15 protein-coding genes are annotated in these 15,477 nt (G+C 69.1%); 7 read left to right on the forward strand and 8 right to left on the reverse strand.

The features are described 5' to 3' along the window. Nucleotides 1-70: 70 nt before the first annotated feature. Nucleotides 71-1,495, forward strand: coding sequence for a bis-aminopropyl spermidine synthase family protein (locus CU254_RS32280; protein ID WP_009082926.1), 1,425 nt, complete (start codon nt 71-73; stop codon nt 1,493-1,495). Between the two features lie 692 nt (nt 1,496-2,187). Here the strand turns inward: CU254_RS32280 and CU254_RS32285 are convergent. Beyond that, nucleotides 2,188-3,369, reverse strand: coding sequence for an NADP-dependent malic enzyme (locus tag CU254_RS32285; protein ID WP_009082928.1), 1,182 nt, complete (start codon nt 3,367-3,369; stop codon nt 2,188-2,190). Nucleotides 3,370-3,740: 371 nt separating this feature from the next. Between CU254_RS32285 and CU254_RS32290 the strand changes: the two genes are divergently transcribed. Continuing rightward, nucleotides 3,741-4,349, forward strand: a complete 609-nt coding sequence (locus CU254_RS32290; protein ID WP_037715523.1) for a dTDP-4-dehydrorhamnose 3,5-epimerase family protein — start codon at nt 3,741-3,743, stop codon at nt 4,347-4,349. On the opposite strand, the gene CU254_RS32295 is transcribed toward CU254_RS32290, so the two are convergent. Continuing rightward, a complete protein-coding gene (locus CU254_RS32295) occupies nt 4,346-5,968 on the reverse strand; it encodes a GMC oxidoreductase (protein WP_037715525.1) in 1,623 nt (540 codons plus the stop codon). The two genes, CU254_RS32290 and CU254_RS32295, sit on opposite strands and share 4 nt — an antisense overlap. A 124-nt stretch (nt 5,969-6,092) precedes the next feature. Beyond that, nucleotides 6,093-6,569 (reverse strand): hotdog fold domain-containing protein, encoded by a 477-nt coding sequence (locus CU254_RS32300; RefSeq protein WP_009082934.1) that lies wholly within the window; start codon nt 6,567-6,569, stop codon nt 6,093-6,095. Between the two features lie 86 nt (nt 6,570-6,655). Here CU254_RS32300 and CU254_RS32305 point away from each other — a divergent pair, with 86 nt between their 5' ends. Both CU254_RS32305 and CU254_RS32310 read left to right on the forward strand, forming a co-directional pair. Then, nucleotides 6,656-7,246 carry an acid phosphatase gene (locus tag CU254_RS32305; RefSeq protein WP_009082936.1) on the forward strand — a complete coding sequence of 197 codons (591 nt, stop codon included), beginning with the start codon at nt 6,656-6,658 and terminating at the stop codon, nt 7,244-7,246. A 1-nt stretch (nt 7,247) separates the two neighbouring features. Further along, on the forward strand, nt 7,248-7,730 hold the full coding sequence (locus tag CU254_RS32310) for a GNAT family N-acetyltransferase (RefSeq protein WP_009082938.1): 483 nt from the start codon (nt 7,248-7,250) through the stop codon (nt 7,728-7,730). Between the two features lie 44 nt (nt 7,731-7,774). Here the strand turns inward: CU254_RS32310 and CU254_RS32315 are convergent, their stop codons facing one another. Beyond that, nucleotides 7,775-9,352, reverse strand: coding sequence for an alpha/beta hydrolase (locus tag CU254_RS32315; protein WP_009082940.1), 1,578 nt, complete (start codon nt 9,350-9,352; stop codon nt 7,775-7,777). A 119-nt stretch (nt 9,353-9,471) separates the two neighbouring features. Continuing rightward, nucleotides 9,472-9,954: a hypothetical protein gene (locus tag CU254_RS32320; protein WP_037715528.1), complete on the reverse strand. Its 483-nt coding sequence runs from the start codon at nt 9,952-9,954 to the stop codon at nt 9,472-9,474. A 348-nt stretch (nt 9,955-10,302) separates the two neighbouring features. On the opposite strand from CU254_RS32320, the gene CU254_RS32325 reads away from it, so the two are divergent. Together CU254_RS32325 and CU254_RS32330 are read left to right on the forward strand one after the other, a co-directional pair. Next, nucleotides 10,303-11,229, forward strand: coding sequence for a diacylglycerol kinase family protein (locus tag CU254_RS32325; protein ID WP_009082945.1), 927 nt, complete (start codon nt 10,303-10,305; stop codon nt 11,227-11,229). Between the two features lie 271 nt (nt 11,230-11,500). Beyond that, nucleotides 11,501-11,755, forward strand: a complete 255-nt coding sequence (locus CU254_RS32330) for a WhiB family transcriptional regulator (RefSeq protein ID WP_009082948.1) — start codon at nt 11,501-11,503, stop codon at nt 11,753-11,755. Between the two features lie 734 nt (nt 11,756-12,489). Here CU254_RS32330 and CU254_RS32335 read toward each other — a convergent pair. After that, complete coding sequence (locus CU254_RS32335; RefSeq protein WP_009082952.1) at nt 12,490-14,010, reverse strand: sensor histidine kinase; 1,521 nt, start codon at nt 14,008-14,010, stop codon at nt 12,490-12,492. 193 nt (nt 14,011-14,203) lie between these two features. Between CU254_RS32335 and CU254_RS45085 the strand changes: the two genes are divergently transcribed. Beyond that, the gene (locus tag CU254_RS45085) at nt 14,204-14,278 is read left to right on the forward strand and encodes a 50S ribosomal protein bL37 (protein ID WP_098515123.1); all 75 of its coding nucleotides are present in this window, start codon (nt 14,204-14,206) and stop codon (nt 14,276-14,278) included. A 68-nt stretch (nt 14,279-14,346) separates the two neighbouring features. Here the strand turns inward: CU254_RS45085 and rsrA are convergent, their stop codons facing one another. After that, entirely contained in the window at nt 14,347-14,670 is a 324-nt protein-coding gene (gene rsrA / locus CU254_RS32340; RefSeq protein WP_009082954.1) for a mycothiol system anti-sigma-R factor, read from the reverse strand. Then, nucleotides 14,667-15,293 (reverse strand): sigma-70 family RNA polymerase sigma factor, encoded by a 627-nt coding sequence (locus tag CU254_RS32345; RefSeq protein ID WP_037355674.1) that lies wholly within the window; start codon nt 15,291-15,293, stop codon nt 14,667-14,669. The genes rsrA and CU254_RS32345 overlap by 4 nt, the downstream gene beginning before the upstream one ends. Nucleotides 15,294-15,477 lie beyond the last annotated feature (184 nt).

Below are 15,477 nucleotides of genomic sequence, written 5' to 3' on the forward strand. Positions count from 1 at the left end.
GTCCGACGGTAGCCGACTCGCGCGGCCTTGGCAGCCTGTCCCGCAGGGTGGCCGACTACCCTCGGACCCCGTGACCGCCCTAGACGACGTCCTCGCCGCACACGGTGCCGCCGTCCGCCCGCTCTACGAAGTGCTCACCCTGCTGCGCAGCGGCTCGTACGAGCTGGCCGACCTGGTGCGGCTCACCGCCGCCCCGCGCCGAAGCGTCGAAGACCTCCTGGCGGCCCTGGAACCGGACCTCGAACGTTCCCCCGCCGGCCTCCGCATCGCCCCTAACGCCCGCGACACCTACGCGTCGTACTCCCTGCCGCCCCTGGCCGACCCGCTCGACGCAGCAGTCGCCGCCCAGCCCGCCTTGCTCACCATGCTGGCCGAACGAATCGCCGCCGTCCCGCCCCCGCTCGCCGCTCTGGACCACGTGCAAGCGACCCCGGAGACCGTGCTGCGCCGCGCGTTGTGGCTGAACTCTCGCTACGACCTCCGCCGCAGCAAGCTGCTGTTTCTGGGCGACCACGACCTGACCTCGCTCGCCGTGCGCGCGGTATGCCCGGAAGCCGAACTGTCCGTAGTGGACCTCGACGAACGCGTCCTGTCCTACCTGGACACCACCGGAGAACGCACCATCTTCACCGCCCACGCCGACCTGCGCGTCGGATTGCCTCCCGCACTAACCGGCAAAGCAGACCTGGTCTTCAGCGACCCGCCCTACACACCGGAAGGCATGGGCCTCTTCGCTGCTCGTGCGGTGCAAGCTTTGCGCGAACCCACCGAAGGCCGCATCCTCCTGGCCTACGGCTACAGCCCGCGCCACCCCGCCCTAGGCGCACAAGTGCAGCGTTCGCTGGCGACCCTGGGCCTGACCTTCGAAGCGATCCTCCCGGACTTCAACCGCTATACCGGCGCGCAAGCAATCGGCAGCGCCGCGGACTTGTACGTCTGCCAGCCCACCGCGAAGGCGAAGAAGTCGTTCGCCCGCAAGGGAAGCTCCGCCATCTACACCCACGGCCCGCAATCCGTCGAATCGGCGGCCACGAAACCAGGCCTCCTGGCCGCCGCACGGGAAATCGCCTCGGAAGGCGGCCTGGCGCTGGAAACCCGCCCAGTCGGCTGGGCCACGTCCGGCCCAGAAGGCGACGCGGTCGCCATGGACCTCACCGCCGACCCCGGCCCGTGGCTGCTACGCACCCTGCTGGGCACGAACGCCCGCCGCCTGGCGCTGCTGCTGCCGAACAACCACCCCGACCTAGCGGACGCGGCCGCGCAAGCTTCGCTCACCGCACTGGTAGCGGACAAATACCGCCTCCGCCTGCTCCGCAGCACCCCAGACAACCGCCACGCGATCGTCGCCGCCGACCTGGTGGATCACCCTTCCGAGCTACTGACCCGCGCCCACGCCCGCCTAGCGAACGCAGCACTGAACGTCCCGGAGGATCTCGCGGACCTGCGCCTGGTGGACGTACCCCGCCACCGCCTGGCGGAACTCCTCCCCGGCTGATCCCCTGGGCAGCCAATTGCAGACTTCGCGCCAACCCCGGCGACGGGATGCCGAGGCCGGTGAAGCCACTCCGGGGAGAAACCCGCTTCGCATCGCGTACGAGGCCGCTGCCGCAACCCGCCAGACACGCGACCGAGCACCCGCTCGGACAGCTCGCGCACAGTCCGTGAGGGCCACCTTTACGTACTCAGAGTCCCTCAGGTTCCCCTCACGACCCTCCCGCCGGACGTGAAGGGCTCCTTGAGGGAATTAGATTCCCTCAAGGAGCCCTTCACGGACCGCTCCCCGCCGACCCCGCCGAGATCCCCCAAAGCCACATTGGGTGCGTCACACGCACCGAAGGCCACATTGGGTGCATCACACGCACCCAATGCCACATTGGGGCGCTAACAGCACGCCGCGAACCCCAAGCCCCCACGCACCCAAGCCGCGAAAAAACCGCCGCCGCTGCACCCAAACACCGGGGGCACCCACCCCTCCCCCAACCCCGATACAAAGCCGCCCTGCGGTTCGGGGGTGCTTGTCAAGGCATCTTTCCCGCCTTGACAAGCACCCCCGAACCGTCAGCACAATCAAAAATCGGGGTGCCCCACGCAACCAAGGCGCAGCAATGTCGCCCGCCAGGGCGACGAGCCGCCAAAAAAGAAAAGCTCCCCAGCACAACCCCAGGGAGCCCTCCTAAAAAACCACCCTCAGCCAACAACCCCATCCAACTGCGCCGCCTTGGCCACCGCAGCCGCCACCTCAGGCGCGACCCGAGGATCCAACGGACTGGGCACAATCCGATCCGGCCCGAGGTCATCCGAAGCCACCGCCACAATCGCCTCCGCGGCAGCCAGCTTCATATTCTCCGTAATAGCCCGAGCCCCGGCATCCAACGCCCCCCGGAACACCCCGGGAAACGCCAGCACATTATTAATCTGGTTCGGAAAATCACTACGCCCAGTAGCCACAATCGCCGCGTGCTGAGCAGCAACCGCCGGATGCACCTCAGGATCCGGATTGGACAACGCGAACACGATCGAATCATCCGCCATCGTCGACAACAGCGAAGGATCGATGGTGGCCCCGGACAGCCCGAGGAACACATCAGCCCCACGCAACGCCTCGGCCAACCCACCGGTCAGCCCAGCCTTGTTCGTCGTCTCCACCAGCTGCCGCTTGATCGGGTTCAAATCCTCCCGGCCAGCGTGGACGATGCCGCGCGAGTCGAGCACCGTCACGTCCGCGACGCCGGCCGCGAGCAGGATCTTCGCGCAGGCCACCCCGGCCGCACCGGCCCCGGAGACCACGACCCGCTCGCCGGCGATGTCGCGGTCGAGGACCAGGTTCGCGCCGCGCAGGGCGGCGAGGGTGACGATCGCGGTGCCGTGCTGGTCGTCGTGCATGACCGGGCAGTCCAGCGCTTCCTTGAGCTTGTCCTCCAGCTCGAAGCAGCGCGGCGCGGAGATGTCCTCGAGGTTGACCGCGCCGAACGACGGGCGCAGCCGCACCAGGGTCTCGACGATCTCGTCGACGTCGGTGGTGTCGAGCACCAGCGGGATCGAGTCCAGTCCGCCGAAGGTCTTGAAGAGGACCGACTTGCCCTCCATGACCGGCAGCGACGCGCTCGCGCCGATGTCCCCGAGGCCGAGCACCGCGGTGCCGTCGCTGACCACCGCCACGAGCCGGTCCGCCCAGGTGTACCGCTTCGCCTTGGCCGCGTCCTCGGCGATCGCGCGGCTCACCTTCGCCACGCCGGGCGTGTAGGCGATCGAGAGGTCGCGCGGGTCGGAGATCGGCCGGGTCGCCGCCACGGAGAGCTTGCCGCCCTCGTGCCCGGTGAAGATCTCGGCGTCGGTCACGGCCGCGACGGTGCTGGCCTGGTCGGTCATCGGGGTTCCTGTCGTAGGAATGACGGTAGCGGGCGGATGGGTCTGGGTCATCGAACGTACTCCTGGGACTGCGAGCGGGGGACCACCTGGTCGACGGGCGAACACGCCCGTCGCGTGTGGGAACTCGTCCTCCGGACGGCAGCCCAGCGCGGTAGCGCCGGCCTGTCGGCGAGGCGTCTGCGCGGCCATCCGATCCGTGGGGTGTGGCGATGGCCGCCGACGCTGCGGTCCGTCAATCATGACAGGCCCCCGGCCGGCCCCGACCCCTCGGTGCGGCTCATGTCACAGATTCGCGATTCCCAAGACGTCCGTCCGGTTTCGGAAGCAGTTCCGTTCCGGGACCGGAGAACGCACTCGATAGGGTGGCCGCCATGGACTTCCGCCCGCTCAAGGTCTCCGGCGCATTCGAGTTCGTCCCGCGCGTCTTCCCCGACGCACGCGGGCTTTTCGTGGCTCCGTTCCAGGAGGAGGCGATCGTCCGCGCGGCCGGGCATCCGCTGCGCGTCGCGCAGACGAACCACAGCGTTTCCCGCGCGGGCACGATCCGCGGCGTGCATTTCGCCGACACCCCGCCGGGCCAGGCGAAGTACGTGTACTGCCCGAGCGGGGCGCTGCTGGACGTCGTGGTGGACCTGCGGGCCGGGTCGCCGACGTTCGGCGAATGGGACGCGGTACGGCTCGACTCGGCCGAGTTCCGCGCGGTCTACGTGGCCGAAGGCCTCGGGCACGCCTTCGTCGCGCTGGAAGACGACACCGTGATGGCGTATCTCTGCTCGGAGCCGTACAACCCGGCGGGCGAGCACGGCATCAACCCGCTCGACCCGGCACTGGACCTGCCGTGGCCCGCCGATCTGGCCCCCATTGTGTCCGAAAAGGACAAAGCGGCGCCGACCCTGGCCGAAGCGCTCGACCAGGGCCTGCTGCCCTCCTACGCCGATTGCGCGGCGTATTACGAAAAGCTGCGGTCGGCGAACCGCTAGGCGCGCACGCCGTCCTCGGCGAGGACCCGTTCGATATTGCGCTCGGCCAGCGCGGTGATCGTCACGAACGGGTTCACGCCGGTGCTGCCCGGAATCAGCGACCCGTCCGTCACGTACAGGTTCCGGTACCCCTTCACGCGCCCGTAGTCGTCGGTCGCCTCGCCGAGCACCAATCCGCCGAGCGGGTGGTAGGTGAACCGGTTTTCGAACGCCCGCGTGTCGCCGAAAAGGTCGTAGCGGTAGATCGTGGAGTTCGCCTTGTTGATCCGGTCGAACAGCGATTTCGCCGCGTCGATCGACGGCTGCCCCTGATCCGGCGACCACTGCAGTTTCGCCGAATCGCTCGCGGCGTCGTAGGTGAAGTGGCCGCGTTCGGGGTTCTTGGTGATCGCCAGGTACAGGCTCGCCCACGTTTCGAGCCCGGCGGGCACCGGCGCGATCTCGGCGAACACCGGATGCGCCGGGTTGTCCCAGTCGTCGATGCCGAGCGCGGGCATGCCCGATTCGAGGCTGCCGGTCGTGTCCCACACGTGGTTGGCGCGGCCGAGCATCACGTTGCCGTTGGTCCCCCAGCCCTGGCCGACGGCCTCGGACAGCCGCGGCAGCCGTCCGGTGTCGCGGGCGCGGACCAGCAGTTCGGTCGAGCCGAGGCTGCCCGCGCCGAGGAACAGGTACTTCGTCGACAGGTGCTTGGTGGCGAGCACATTCCCGAGCGCGTCGGATTCGCGCACGACGAGCGTGTACGTGCCGTCCTGCTGCTGGATGATCTCGCGGACCTCGTGCAGCGTCTGGATCGTCACGTGCCCGGTGCCGAGCGCGGCGGCGAGATAGGTCTTGTCCAGCGAGCGTTTGCCGTGGTTGTTGCCGTAGATGACCTCGGACGCGAGCGCCGAGCGTTCGACTGTACCGGCCTCCTCCTTCTTCATGTACTCGAAGTCGTAGACGCTCGGCACGAACGTCGTCTTCAGCCCGGTTTTCTGCGCGGCTTTCCGGGAAACGCGCGCGAACTGATACGACTTGCAGGTCTCGAACCAGTCCGGGTCGATGTGGTTCACGCCGAGTCCCGCGTTCGCGCGCGGGTAGTATTTGCCGTACATCTCGTCGGCGTCCACCCTCGGCAGGATTTCCTCGAAGTACGAACGCTTCGGCTGCACCGCCATCGCGCCGTTCACCAGCGATCCGCCGCCGACGCCGCGCCCGACGTACACCGACATCCCGCCGTAGTTCACCCGGTCCAGGACCCCGGCGTACGGATCGATGTCGTGGTTCGCGACGTCCAGCCACAGGAACGACGCGAGCGGAGCCTCAGTGCGCTTCTTGAACCACATCGACCGCCGGTCCGGCTTCAGCATGTCGCAGAAGACCTTGCCGTCCGGGCCCGCTTCGTTCCACAGCTGGCCCATTTCGAGCATCACCGTGGGCACACCCGCCTCGCCGAGCCGCAGCGCGGTGACCGCCGCGCCGTACCCGGTGCCGATCACCACCGCGGGCGAATAGTCCGGCAGCGGCGCAACGGTCGCGGCACGCGCGGTCGTCGCCGAAATGCTGGTCAGTCCGAGGGCCGCGGCGGAGTTCAGCGCGGCGAGGCCGAGAAATCGGCGACGGTTGAGGGAGGCCATGCCCGGCATGCTGACGTGGCGCGGAGCACCCTGGCAAGGCTAAAACGAACGCTATTCGCATTTGCCCAGTAAACGGTGTTAAGTTTCACTCGGCCGGGGTAACGGGACGGCCAGGTTTCGCCGGTCAGGCGGCTTTCCGGGGAGTGACCCACACCGTGATCGTCGCGGTGACCACCTCGGTCCCGCGCTTGTCCACGATCCGCACCGGGACCGGAAGATCGAATCCCTGGTCGCCGAACTCGGGGAGCTCCGGCAATTCGGCGATCGCCCGCAGGCCCGTTTCGGCCTTCGCGACGTAACTCACTTCCATGCCCTTGGGCAGCCACCGGTGGGTCGCCGGGACAGTGGCCTCGGCCAGCATGCCCATCGCGATCTCGGCGAGGTTGCAGGCGGCGATCGCGTGGAACGTGCGGATGTGGTTGTGCACACCCCACCACTTCGGCGCGGTCACCGAGCAGTGGCCGGGACGGATCTCCCGGATGCTGGGCAGCACGGTGCCGAAGTAGGGCACGCGCAGGCACATCGCGGCGGAAAACAGCTGCTTGCCGCCCGGTTTGGCGGCCAGCTTGCGCCACAGCCCGTACGTCGACGGCGTACCCATCGGCACCTCCCAAGTGAAGTTACTCTCCAGTAGCGAAGCACACGACGAGCCTGCCGGGCAAACCCGCCCCGGCTATATTCGGCCGCGTGGCACATCGGCTCTTTCTTCTCCGGCACGGCCAGACCGAATGGTCGTCGAACGGCAAGCACACCGGGCGCACCGACATCCCGCTGACCCCCGCGGGCGAGGAACAGGCGCGCGCGGCGGGCGGCACCCTGCGGACCCTGCTCGGCGGACCCGGGCTGGTGCTGTCCAGCCCGCGCGGCCGCGCGCTGCGCACGGCGGAACTCGCCGGCCTGCGCGTGGACGAGGTCACCGAGGATCTGGCCGAATGGGACTACGGCGACTACGAAGGCGTCACCACGCCGGAAATCCGCGAGACCGTTCCGGACTGGACGGTGTGGACGCACCCGGTCCCCGGCGGCGAAAGCGCCGAAGACGTGCAGGCCCGCGCGGACAAGGTGCTCGACCGGGCCCGTCGCGAGATCGAGAACGGCGACGTCGTCCTGGTCGGGCACGGGCATTTCAGCCGCGTGCTCGTCGCGCGCTGGCTCGGCCTTCCCGGCACCTCGGGTGTCCACTTCGGACTGGACCCGGCCGGTCTCGCGGTGCTCGGCGACGAGCGCGGCGAACCGCAGATCGAACACCTGAACCTGCTGCCCGCCTTGGAGGGATGAAGTGACCGACCCCCGCGTACGGCGGATCCGGCCGGAAGACGTCGACGCCGTCGTGGAGCTCGTCTACGCGCTGGCCGAGTACGAACGCGCCCCGCAGGAATGCCATCTGACCTCCGAACAGCTGCACGGCGCGCTGTTCGGCGAGGCCCCGGCGCTGTTCGGCCACGTGGCCGAAGTGGACGGCGAGATCGCCGGATTCACCTTGTGGTTCTTGAACTTCTCCACCTGGCGCGGCACGCACGGGATCTACCTGGAAGACCTGTACGTCCGCGAGGAACAGCGCGGTTCGGGCCTCGGCAAGGTGCTGCTGGCGACGCTGGCCGCGGAATGCGTCGACAAGGGCTACCACCGGCTGGAGTGGTCGGTGCTGAACTGGAACCCGGCGGTCGGCTTCTACCGGGCGCTGGGCGCGCTGCCGCAGGACGAATGGTCGGTGTACCGGCTGACCGACGAGCCGTTGAAGGTGCTGGCCAAAGAGGCGTGATCGGGAGTGCCTAGGCCGGAACCGGCCTAGGCACTCCCCAGCCTTTACGGCAACGGCAATCCCGGCAAGCTCTGATCCTCCGGCACGACCCCGTCGACCAGATAGCTGTCGACCACCTGGTCCACCGCCGTGTTCCCGCCAATCCCGTAGAGCCCGTGGTCGCCTTCCCCGGTGACGGTCAGCATCCGCGAATTCTCGAACGCCGCATGCGCCTTCCGCGCGCCCTCGATCGGCGTGGCCGGGTCGTGCTCGGACTGGACGAGCACCACTGGCGGCACCCCCTTGCCGTTCAGCACCGGCATCGGCCGCGGCTGACCCGGCCAGAACGCGCAAACCTGCGTCGACATCCACACCGAGCTGTGCAGGGTCACGCCCCGGTCGAGATACTCCTGCGACCGGCGGATCAGCGATTGCCGATCGCCTTTCCACGGCCCGTCGTTGCACAGGGTGGTGATCAACGTCGACACCATCGCGTCGTCCGCACCGGACTGCACCGCCACGTCCATCGGACCGGATTTCTTCGCCTCCGACAACGTCATGCCGAGCGTCGCCCGGGCGTCCTGCTTGGCCTCGGCCGAAGCCCGCGCGTCGGTCAGCGTTTTGACCTGGACCAGCACGGCGGCGATCGCCGGGAACTGGCTCTTGGCCTTGAGCGCGCCGACGAGGAAGGAGTCCAGCTTGACCGCGCCGATCTTCGTGCCGTTCACCTCGACCGGCTCGCGGGTCAGCGCGTACCGGACGCTCTCGTAGGTCTGCCGGGCCGCCTCGCCGCGAGTGCCGAAGTGGTACTTGGCGTCGTAGCGGGCCAGCCACGGCAGGAAGTCCTGCCGCCAGCGGCGTTCGTAGCCCAGCAGCTGGTAGTCGAACGACTGCTGCCAGCTGCCGGTGAACTGAGTCGAAGAATCGAGCACGAACCGGCCGGTGTGCTGCGGGAACTGCTGGGCGTAATGCGCGCCGAGCCAGGTGCCCGCCGAGTACCCGATCCAGTTGATCCGGTCGCGGCCCAGCAGGGTGCGCAGCAGGTCCAGGTCCCGGACGTTCTGGAAGGTGCTGATCAGCGACCCCAGTTCGCCGGACGCCCGGTGGCAGGCGGTGGCGACGTACCGGGTCGCGTCGACGATCTGGTTCAGATTGCGCGGATCGCGGTCGCGCGGGTCGAGGTCGGCTCCGGTGCTGGCCGCGCCGCCGCAAGTGACGTTGGTGCTGCGGCCGGCGCCGCGGGTGTCGATGCCGATGATCTCCTGGTGCTCGCGCAGTTTGCGCTGACCGCGCAGCTCGACCGGGAACCAGCGGCCCGCGGCGCCGGGCCCGCCGGGGTTGGTGAGCACCGACGCGGTCGTCGCGCCGGTGGACTTGAGCCGGCTGATCGCGATGGTCAGGTCCTGCCCGTCGCCGGGCCGGTCCCAGTCCCGGGGCGTGCGATAGGCGGCGCATTCGAGCCCCGTGATGTCGGTGCCCGGTGGCAGTTCGGCCAGCTCGTTCGGCGCGCAGACGTGCCAGTCCAGCGTCTGGCCGGAGTAGCGGGCCGGGATTCGGGCGGTGTCCGCCGCGGCGGGTAATGCTCCGGCGAGCAGGCCGCACACCACCGCGGCAGTGGTCACGACGAGACGCAGTCTCCTCATGGGTTCCCCTCTTCGGAATTCGGATGAATTCGGTTGCGCAGTCCCGATTCCATCGGCCGAGGGGTTTCGCTACCAGTGCCGCCGCGTCACTGTCCGCGATGACGTGACGTCACTGTCGTTCAGTCTTGCTCGCGACGCTCCCGCTCGGCACGCCGTCCCGCGAGGCCGCCGCGCTCGGCGGCTTCTTCCTCGGTCTCGTCGTCGTGCATTCCGAGCGCCCACGCCCGCGACGGACGGCGGAACAGCAGCACCAGGGCCGCCAGCCCGCACAGCCCGACCGGCACTCCCCACAGCGGCTGTCCGGACGGCCCGAGCAGGTACCAGCCGACGCCGATCAGCATCAGCGCCACGACGACGCCGGGCGAGCGCGCCCACGTCTGGCCGAGCAGCAGCCCGACCGAGGCGGCCAGGAAGATCAGCGCCAGCACCGCGTAGGTGCCGAACTCGGCCCACACGTTGTTGCCCGGGATCGGCGGGGTCGTCAGCCCGTGCACCAGCAGCACCACGCCGAGGACCAGCAGGCCCAGCCCGGGCAGTCCGGTCAGGACGCCGGCGAGGCGGACCTCGAGCGGGGTGGGCGGCGGGTTCTCGGGATGCGACACGGGCGCGGCCCTTTCAGCTAGCTGCGGGGCGGGAAAATGCCCGGGCACAGCCACCCGACCAGCGCGAGTCACCGTGCGTGAGCACTACTGATCGTATGCCACCCGGTCGGCCGTTTTCCCGCGGCGGCGGCCGACGGGAAAATCGGGACAGTCGTCGATGAGCGGGCGGTCGGCCCGGGTGCACTTGTCACGACGCGCGGAGTTTTCGCCGTCTGCGAAGGAGGACCGCCCGCCACAGGGTTGCCACAGGTCACCGAGCCGGGACGGCGCGCGCGAGCGGCTGAGCTTCGCGTCACCATGTGGCGCTGAAGGTACGTCCGCCGGGCGAAAAGCACTTACCCTGCGGTAGTGCGCGCCATCCTCGTCGTGAACCCCCAGGCCACCTCGACCACCGCGGGTGGCCGGGACGTGCTGGCGCACGCGCTGGCCAGCCAGGTCAAGCTCGACGTCGTCGAGACCGACTACCGCGGGCACGCGCTCGCGGTGGCCCGTTCGGCGGCTCGCGACGGCTACGACCTGGTGGTGGCGCACGGCGGCGACGGCACGGTCAACGAGGTCGTCAACGGTCTCCTCGCCGATTCCGCGGGCGCTCCCGGCCGCTCCGGGTCCGTACCGATGCTCGGCGTCGTGCCGGGCGGCTCGGCCAACGTGTTCGCCCGCGCGGTCGGCCTCCCCGCCGATCCGGTCGAGGCGACCCACCAACTGCTCACCGCGCTGGAAACCGAGCGGACCCGGCGGATCGGCCTCGGGCTGGCCGACGGGCACTGGTTCACGTTCAACGCGGGACTCGGGTGGGACGCCGACGTCGTCGGCCGCGTCGCGAAACGGCGCGGCAAGCAAACCAGCGCGAGCCTCTACCTGAGGGCCGCGGTGCGCTCCTACTTCCGCCCGCCGCTCGGTCGCCCGACGCTGACCGTCCGGATCCCCGGCGAGGAACCGGCCGAGGCGGTGACGGCGTTCGTGTCGAACACCGATCCGTGGACTTACCTCGGGGAACGTCCGGTCCACCTCAACCCCGGCTGCTCGTTCGAGGCCGGATTGGGCCTGTTCGCGTTGAGCGGTCTGCGATTGCCCACCGTGTTCACGCATGTACGGCAAGCTCTGCTCACGGAGAGCGATCAGCACGGCCGCCGTCTGCTCCGCCGCGACGATGTGCCTCTGATCCGCATCGACGCAGCTGAACCGGTCAACTTCCAGGTCGACGGGGACCTCGTCGGACAACGCACCCGGGTCGAGTTCCAGAGCGTTCCGGATGCACTCACCGTAGTCGGATAGCCCGGCGGCCGCTGATCGCCCGCGGCAAAGTGCGTTCTGCCGCTCGGCGACGCAAACCCTCCGTTCACCGCACGCCCCTTCCGGCGAGCGGAGCTTTTCAGAACGAAACCGCAGGTCAGAGGCATAGCTCGGCCGGGTGAGCTGACTCACCGATCTTGTCGAAACCCTTGTCGAACGCGGTGCTTCGTGAAAGCATTCACAAGCACCCAAAAACACGACCGCCACTACTGTGGCGCGGCCCTCCCGCGTCACTGTGAAGGAGCTCACGAACATGGACTGGCGCCACGACGCGGCCTGCCGAGACGAGGACCCCGAGCTGTTCTTCCCGGTGGGAACCAGCGGTCCCGCTCTGCTGCAGGTCTCCGAGGCGAAGGCCGTGTGCCACCGCTGCCCCGCGGCTTCCGACTGCCTGGCCTGGGCTCTGGCCAGCGGCCAGGACGCCGGCGTCTGGGGCGGAATGAGCGAAGACGAGCGACGCGCGCTCAAGCGCCGCCGTACGCACATCGGCACGCGTACCACCGCCTGAGTCTTTTCCGACTCAGCTGCAGCACCCAGAACCACCCGCACCACCTCGGACCGGACTTTCGCCCGGCGGGCATTCGCGTGCCCGTGCCGCACATGGCGACACATACCCGGTTCGAGCGTAACAACCGAGGTCGGCCACCCCGCATCCGGGTGCCGCCTCGCCCAGGACTATCCAAGTCCTCCCGCGGAACGTTGAACGGGCCGGTACCGCCAGCTTCACTGGTACCGGCCCTTCAACGCGTCTGGGGTCCGATGTGGACTCCTCAGGCCTCCAATGCCCAGCGCACGTATCGCATCTTCGCCGTGAATCCGGCGCGCGCGAAAATTCCGGGAGCCCCGGACGCGCTCGGGTGCGATTGCTGCGCTGGCGAGTCCGCGGTTCCGTCAACACGAGCCGCACGGGAATACCGGTTGCCTTGTCCCACAGCAGAAAACTGATCTCGGGCTGAACATCGCGGTCGGTGAACTTGTTCTGTCACGCGGTCAGGACCACCGGCGGCGCGGCCCAGCGGTCCGGAAAGGACTCGCTGCGGACGAGCCGGAACTCCTAGCCAGCTCCGCTGTTCCGGCTCAAATCCGTCCGAGATGGACGCTTCGCCGAACGTCCCGAGCGGATACTCCATGCGCCGGAAGCAACGGGCGGGCGAAAATCCTTGCGCGGCAAAGAGTTCTTTCGTCCCGGCGATGGCATGCGCCGGACGGTAATCCGGCGCGAACAGCCTGTCGCCGAATTTTCTAGAGCCGCCGCGACAACGGAATCCGCAGCGCCGCCTCGGTGCCCGGCACGCGATTGCCCGCCTCGTCGGTCCGGACCTGGCGCAGCGAAAGCGACCCGCGCAGCTCCGATTCCACCAGCGTCCGCACGATCTGCAGCCCCAGCCCGTCGCTGCGCTCCAGTGAGAACCCGGACGGCAGGCCCCGGCCGTTGTCGCGGATCAGGATGTCCAGCCAGCGCGCCGACCGTTCCACGATCAGCTCGACCTTGCCCGGCCGTCCCTGCGGGAACGCGTGCTCGATCGCGTTCTGCACCAGTTCGGCGAGCACCATCACCAGCGGCGTCGCGATCTCGGCCACGACCACGCCGAACGAGCCCTTGCGGGTCATCCCGACCTTCGATTCCGCGGTGGCGACCTCGCCGACCATCGGGAGCACGTTGTCGAGCAGTTTGTCGAGGTCCACGCGCTCGTCGACGGAGATCGACAGCGCCTCGTGCACCATCGCGATCGATGACACCCGCCGCACCGATTCGCCCAGCGCCAGCCGGGCCTCTTCGCTCGTCGTGCGCCGCGATTGCAGCCGCAGCAGCGCGGCGACGGTCTGCAGGTTGTTCTTCACGCGGTGGTGGATCTCGCGGATCGTGGCGTCCTTCGACATCAGCGCGCGGTCGCGGCGCTTGACCTCGGTGACGTCGCGGACCAGCACCAGCGCGCCCGCGGGCTGTCCGGCCGGACGCAGCGGCAGCGCACGGAAGAGCACGACCGCGCCGCGCTTCGAGTCGGCCTCGGTACGCGTGGACGGTTTGCCGTCGAGGGCCTCGATGATCCGGTGCGACACCTCGGTGGCGTCGAACGGGTCGCGGATCAGCGACCGGGTGAGCGGGGCCAGCCGCTGTCCGACGAGGTCGGATTCGTGCCCCATCCGGTGGTAGGCGGACAGGCCGTTGGGGCTGGCGAACACGACGGTGCCGGCCTGGTCGAGCCGGACGAGACCGTCGCCGACGCGCGGGCTAGTGTGCGTGTCGGTCTGGTTGCCGCCGGCGGGCGGGAAGGTGCCGTCCACGATCATCTGGCACAGGTCGCCCGCGCTGCCGAGGTACGCGATCTCCAGCGGGCTCGGCACGCGCGGCGCGGCGAGGTTGGTCTCGCGGCTCAGCACGGCGATCACCTCGCCGCCGAAGCTCACCGGCACCGCTTCGCGGCGCATCGGCAGGTCGCGGTACCAGTGCGGGTCTTCCTCGCGGCAGATCTTGACCTCGCGCATGGCCTTGGCCAGCTGCGGGTGCTCGTCCACGGTGAACCGGGTGCCGACCACGTCCTCGGGATGCGCGGTGGGCGCGGTGGTCGGCCGGGCGTGCGCGACGCACACGAAATCGCCGCCGTCGGGCTGGTGCTCGGCGGAAACCGGGACCCAGAGCAGGAAGTCGGCGAACGACAGGTCGGCCAGCAGCTGCCACTCCGCGACGACGGTCTGCAGGTGGTCGGCCGCTTCGCCGGGGAGGCCGGTGTTCTCGGCGAGCAGGTCGGAAAGGGTCGACACGGCTACCGGCCGCCCTCGAATGCGGTGGGTTCGTTCATGCCTGCGCACCTCCTGGGTCCATCCAACCAGAGCGTAGGCGCGGGTGCCGCCGAGGAGCGCGGGGGCCGCATGACACACTGGAACGGTTGACCCGTTCCCGGTCGGTGTGTCGAACCCCGCCCCGGGACATTCAGCGGACACCCGAGGAGAGAACATGTCGAAGCGCGCCCGCAAGCGTCGCGACCGCAAGAAGAACGGCGCCAACCACGGCAAGAAGCCCAACGCCTGAGTCCGCGCCCGGACCTGACGCGGCCCCCGCACCGGATCGGTACGGGGGCCGTTGTCGTCGCGCGGTGGTCAGTCGCGGGTGGTGCGCTGTTCCACGGTGATCTCGGTGCGCTCCACGGTGACGCCGCCCTGGGTGGCGACGGTCTGCCGGATGGAGGCGCGCAGCCTGCTCTTCAGCTCCGCCGGGGCGAGGTCGCCGCCGCACTTGCGGGCCAGCAGGTGCTTGATCTGCTCGTCGATGCCGTATTCCTCGAGGCACGGCGGGCAGTCCTCGATGTGCCTGCGCAGTTCCGCGTCCCGCTCCGGACTGCATTCGCGGTCCAGCAGCAGGTAGATCTCCGCGAGCGCGTCCTCGCAGGGCATCTTCTCCGCGGGCACGTCTTCCGAGCTCATCGTTTCGCCACCTCCTCGCGGTTCCCCCGGATGAAGCCGCGCTCGCGCGCGACGTCGGCCAGCAGGTCGCGCAGCTGGGCGCGGCCGCGGTGGAGCCTGGACATCACGGTGCCGATCGGAGTGTCCATGATCTCGGCGATCTCCTTGTAGGCGAAGCCCTCGACGTCGGCGAGGTAGACCGCGAGCCGGAACTCCTCGGGCAGCTTCTGCAGAGCGGCCTTGACGTCGGTGTCCGGGAGATTGTCCATCGCCTCGACCTCGGCCGAGCGAAGGCCGCTCGAGGTGTGGCTTTCCGCCCGGGCGATCTGCCAGTCGCTGATCTCGTCCGTGGGCTGCTGCACCGGCTGCCGCTGACGCTTGCGGTAGCCGTTGATGTAGGTGTTGGTGAGGATGCGGTACATCCACGCCTTGAGGTTCGTGCCCGCCTTGAAGGACGCGAACGCCGCGTACGCCTTCAGGTAGGTTTCCTGGACCAGGTCCTCGGCGTCGGACGGGTTGCGGGTCATCCGCATCGCGGCCGCGTATAGCTGGTCGAGCAGGGGCATCGCGTCGCGCTCGAAGCGCTCCGCGAGCTCCAGTTCGTCGGCCGCCGTCTCCGGCGCGGAGTTGGGGGTGCTCGGCAAACCGTTCCCTTCCCGTTCGGCGTCGATGCGCGTCTGCGCATACGGCAGCACCGAGTTTACGCGGGGGTTCGGGAAGCCGGTCCCGGGACGGCTCCTGCCGGGGCGGGGAAGGGCGAGCGTCGTGGTCACGCTGTCTACAACAGAGCGTGCCGACCGGGCATTCCCGGCCGATTCGTAGACTCGC

This window comes from Amycolatopsis sp. AA4 (assembly GCF_002796545.1).
Classification (GTDB): Bacteria; Actinomycetota; Actinomycetes; order Mycobacteriales; family Pseudonocardiaceae; genus Amycolatopsis.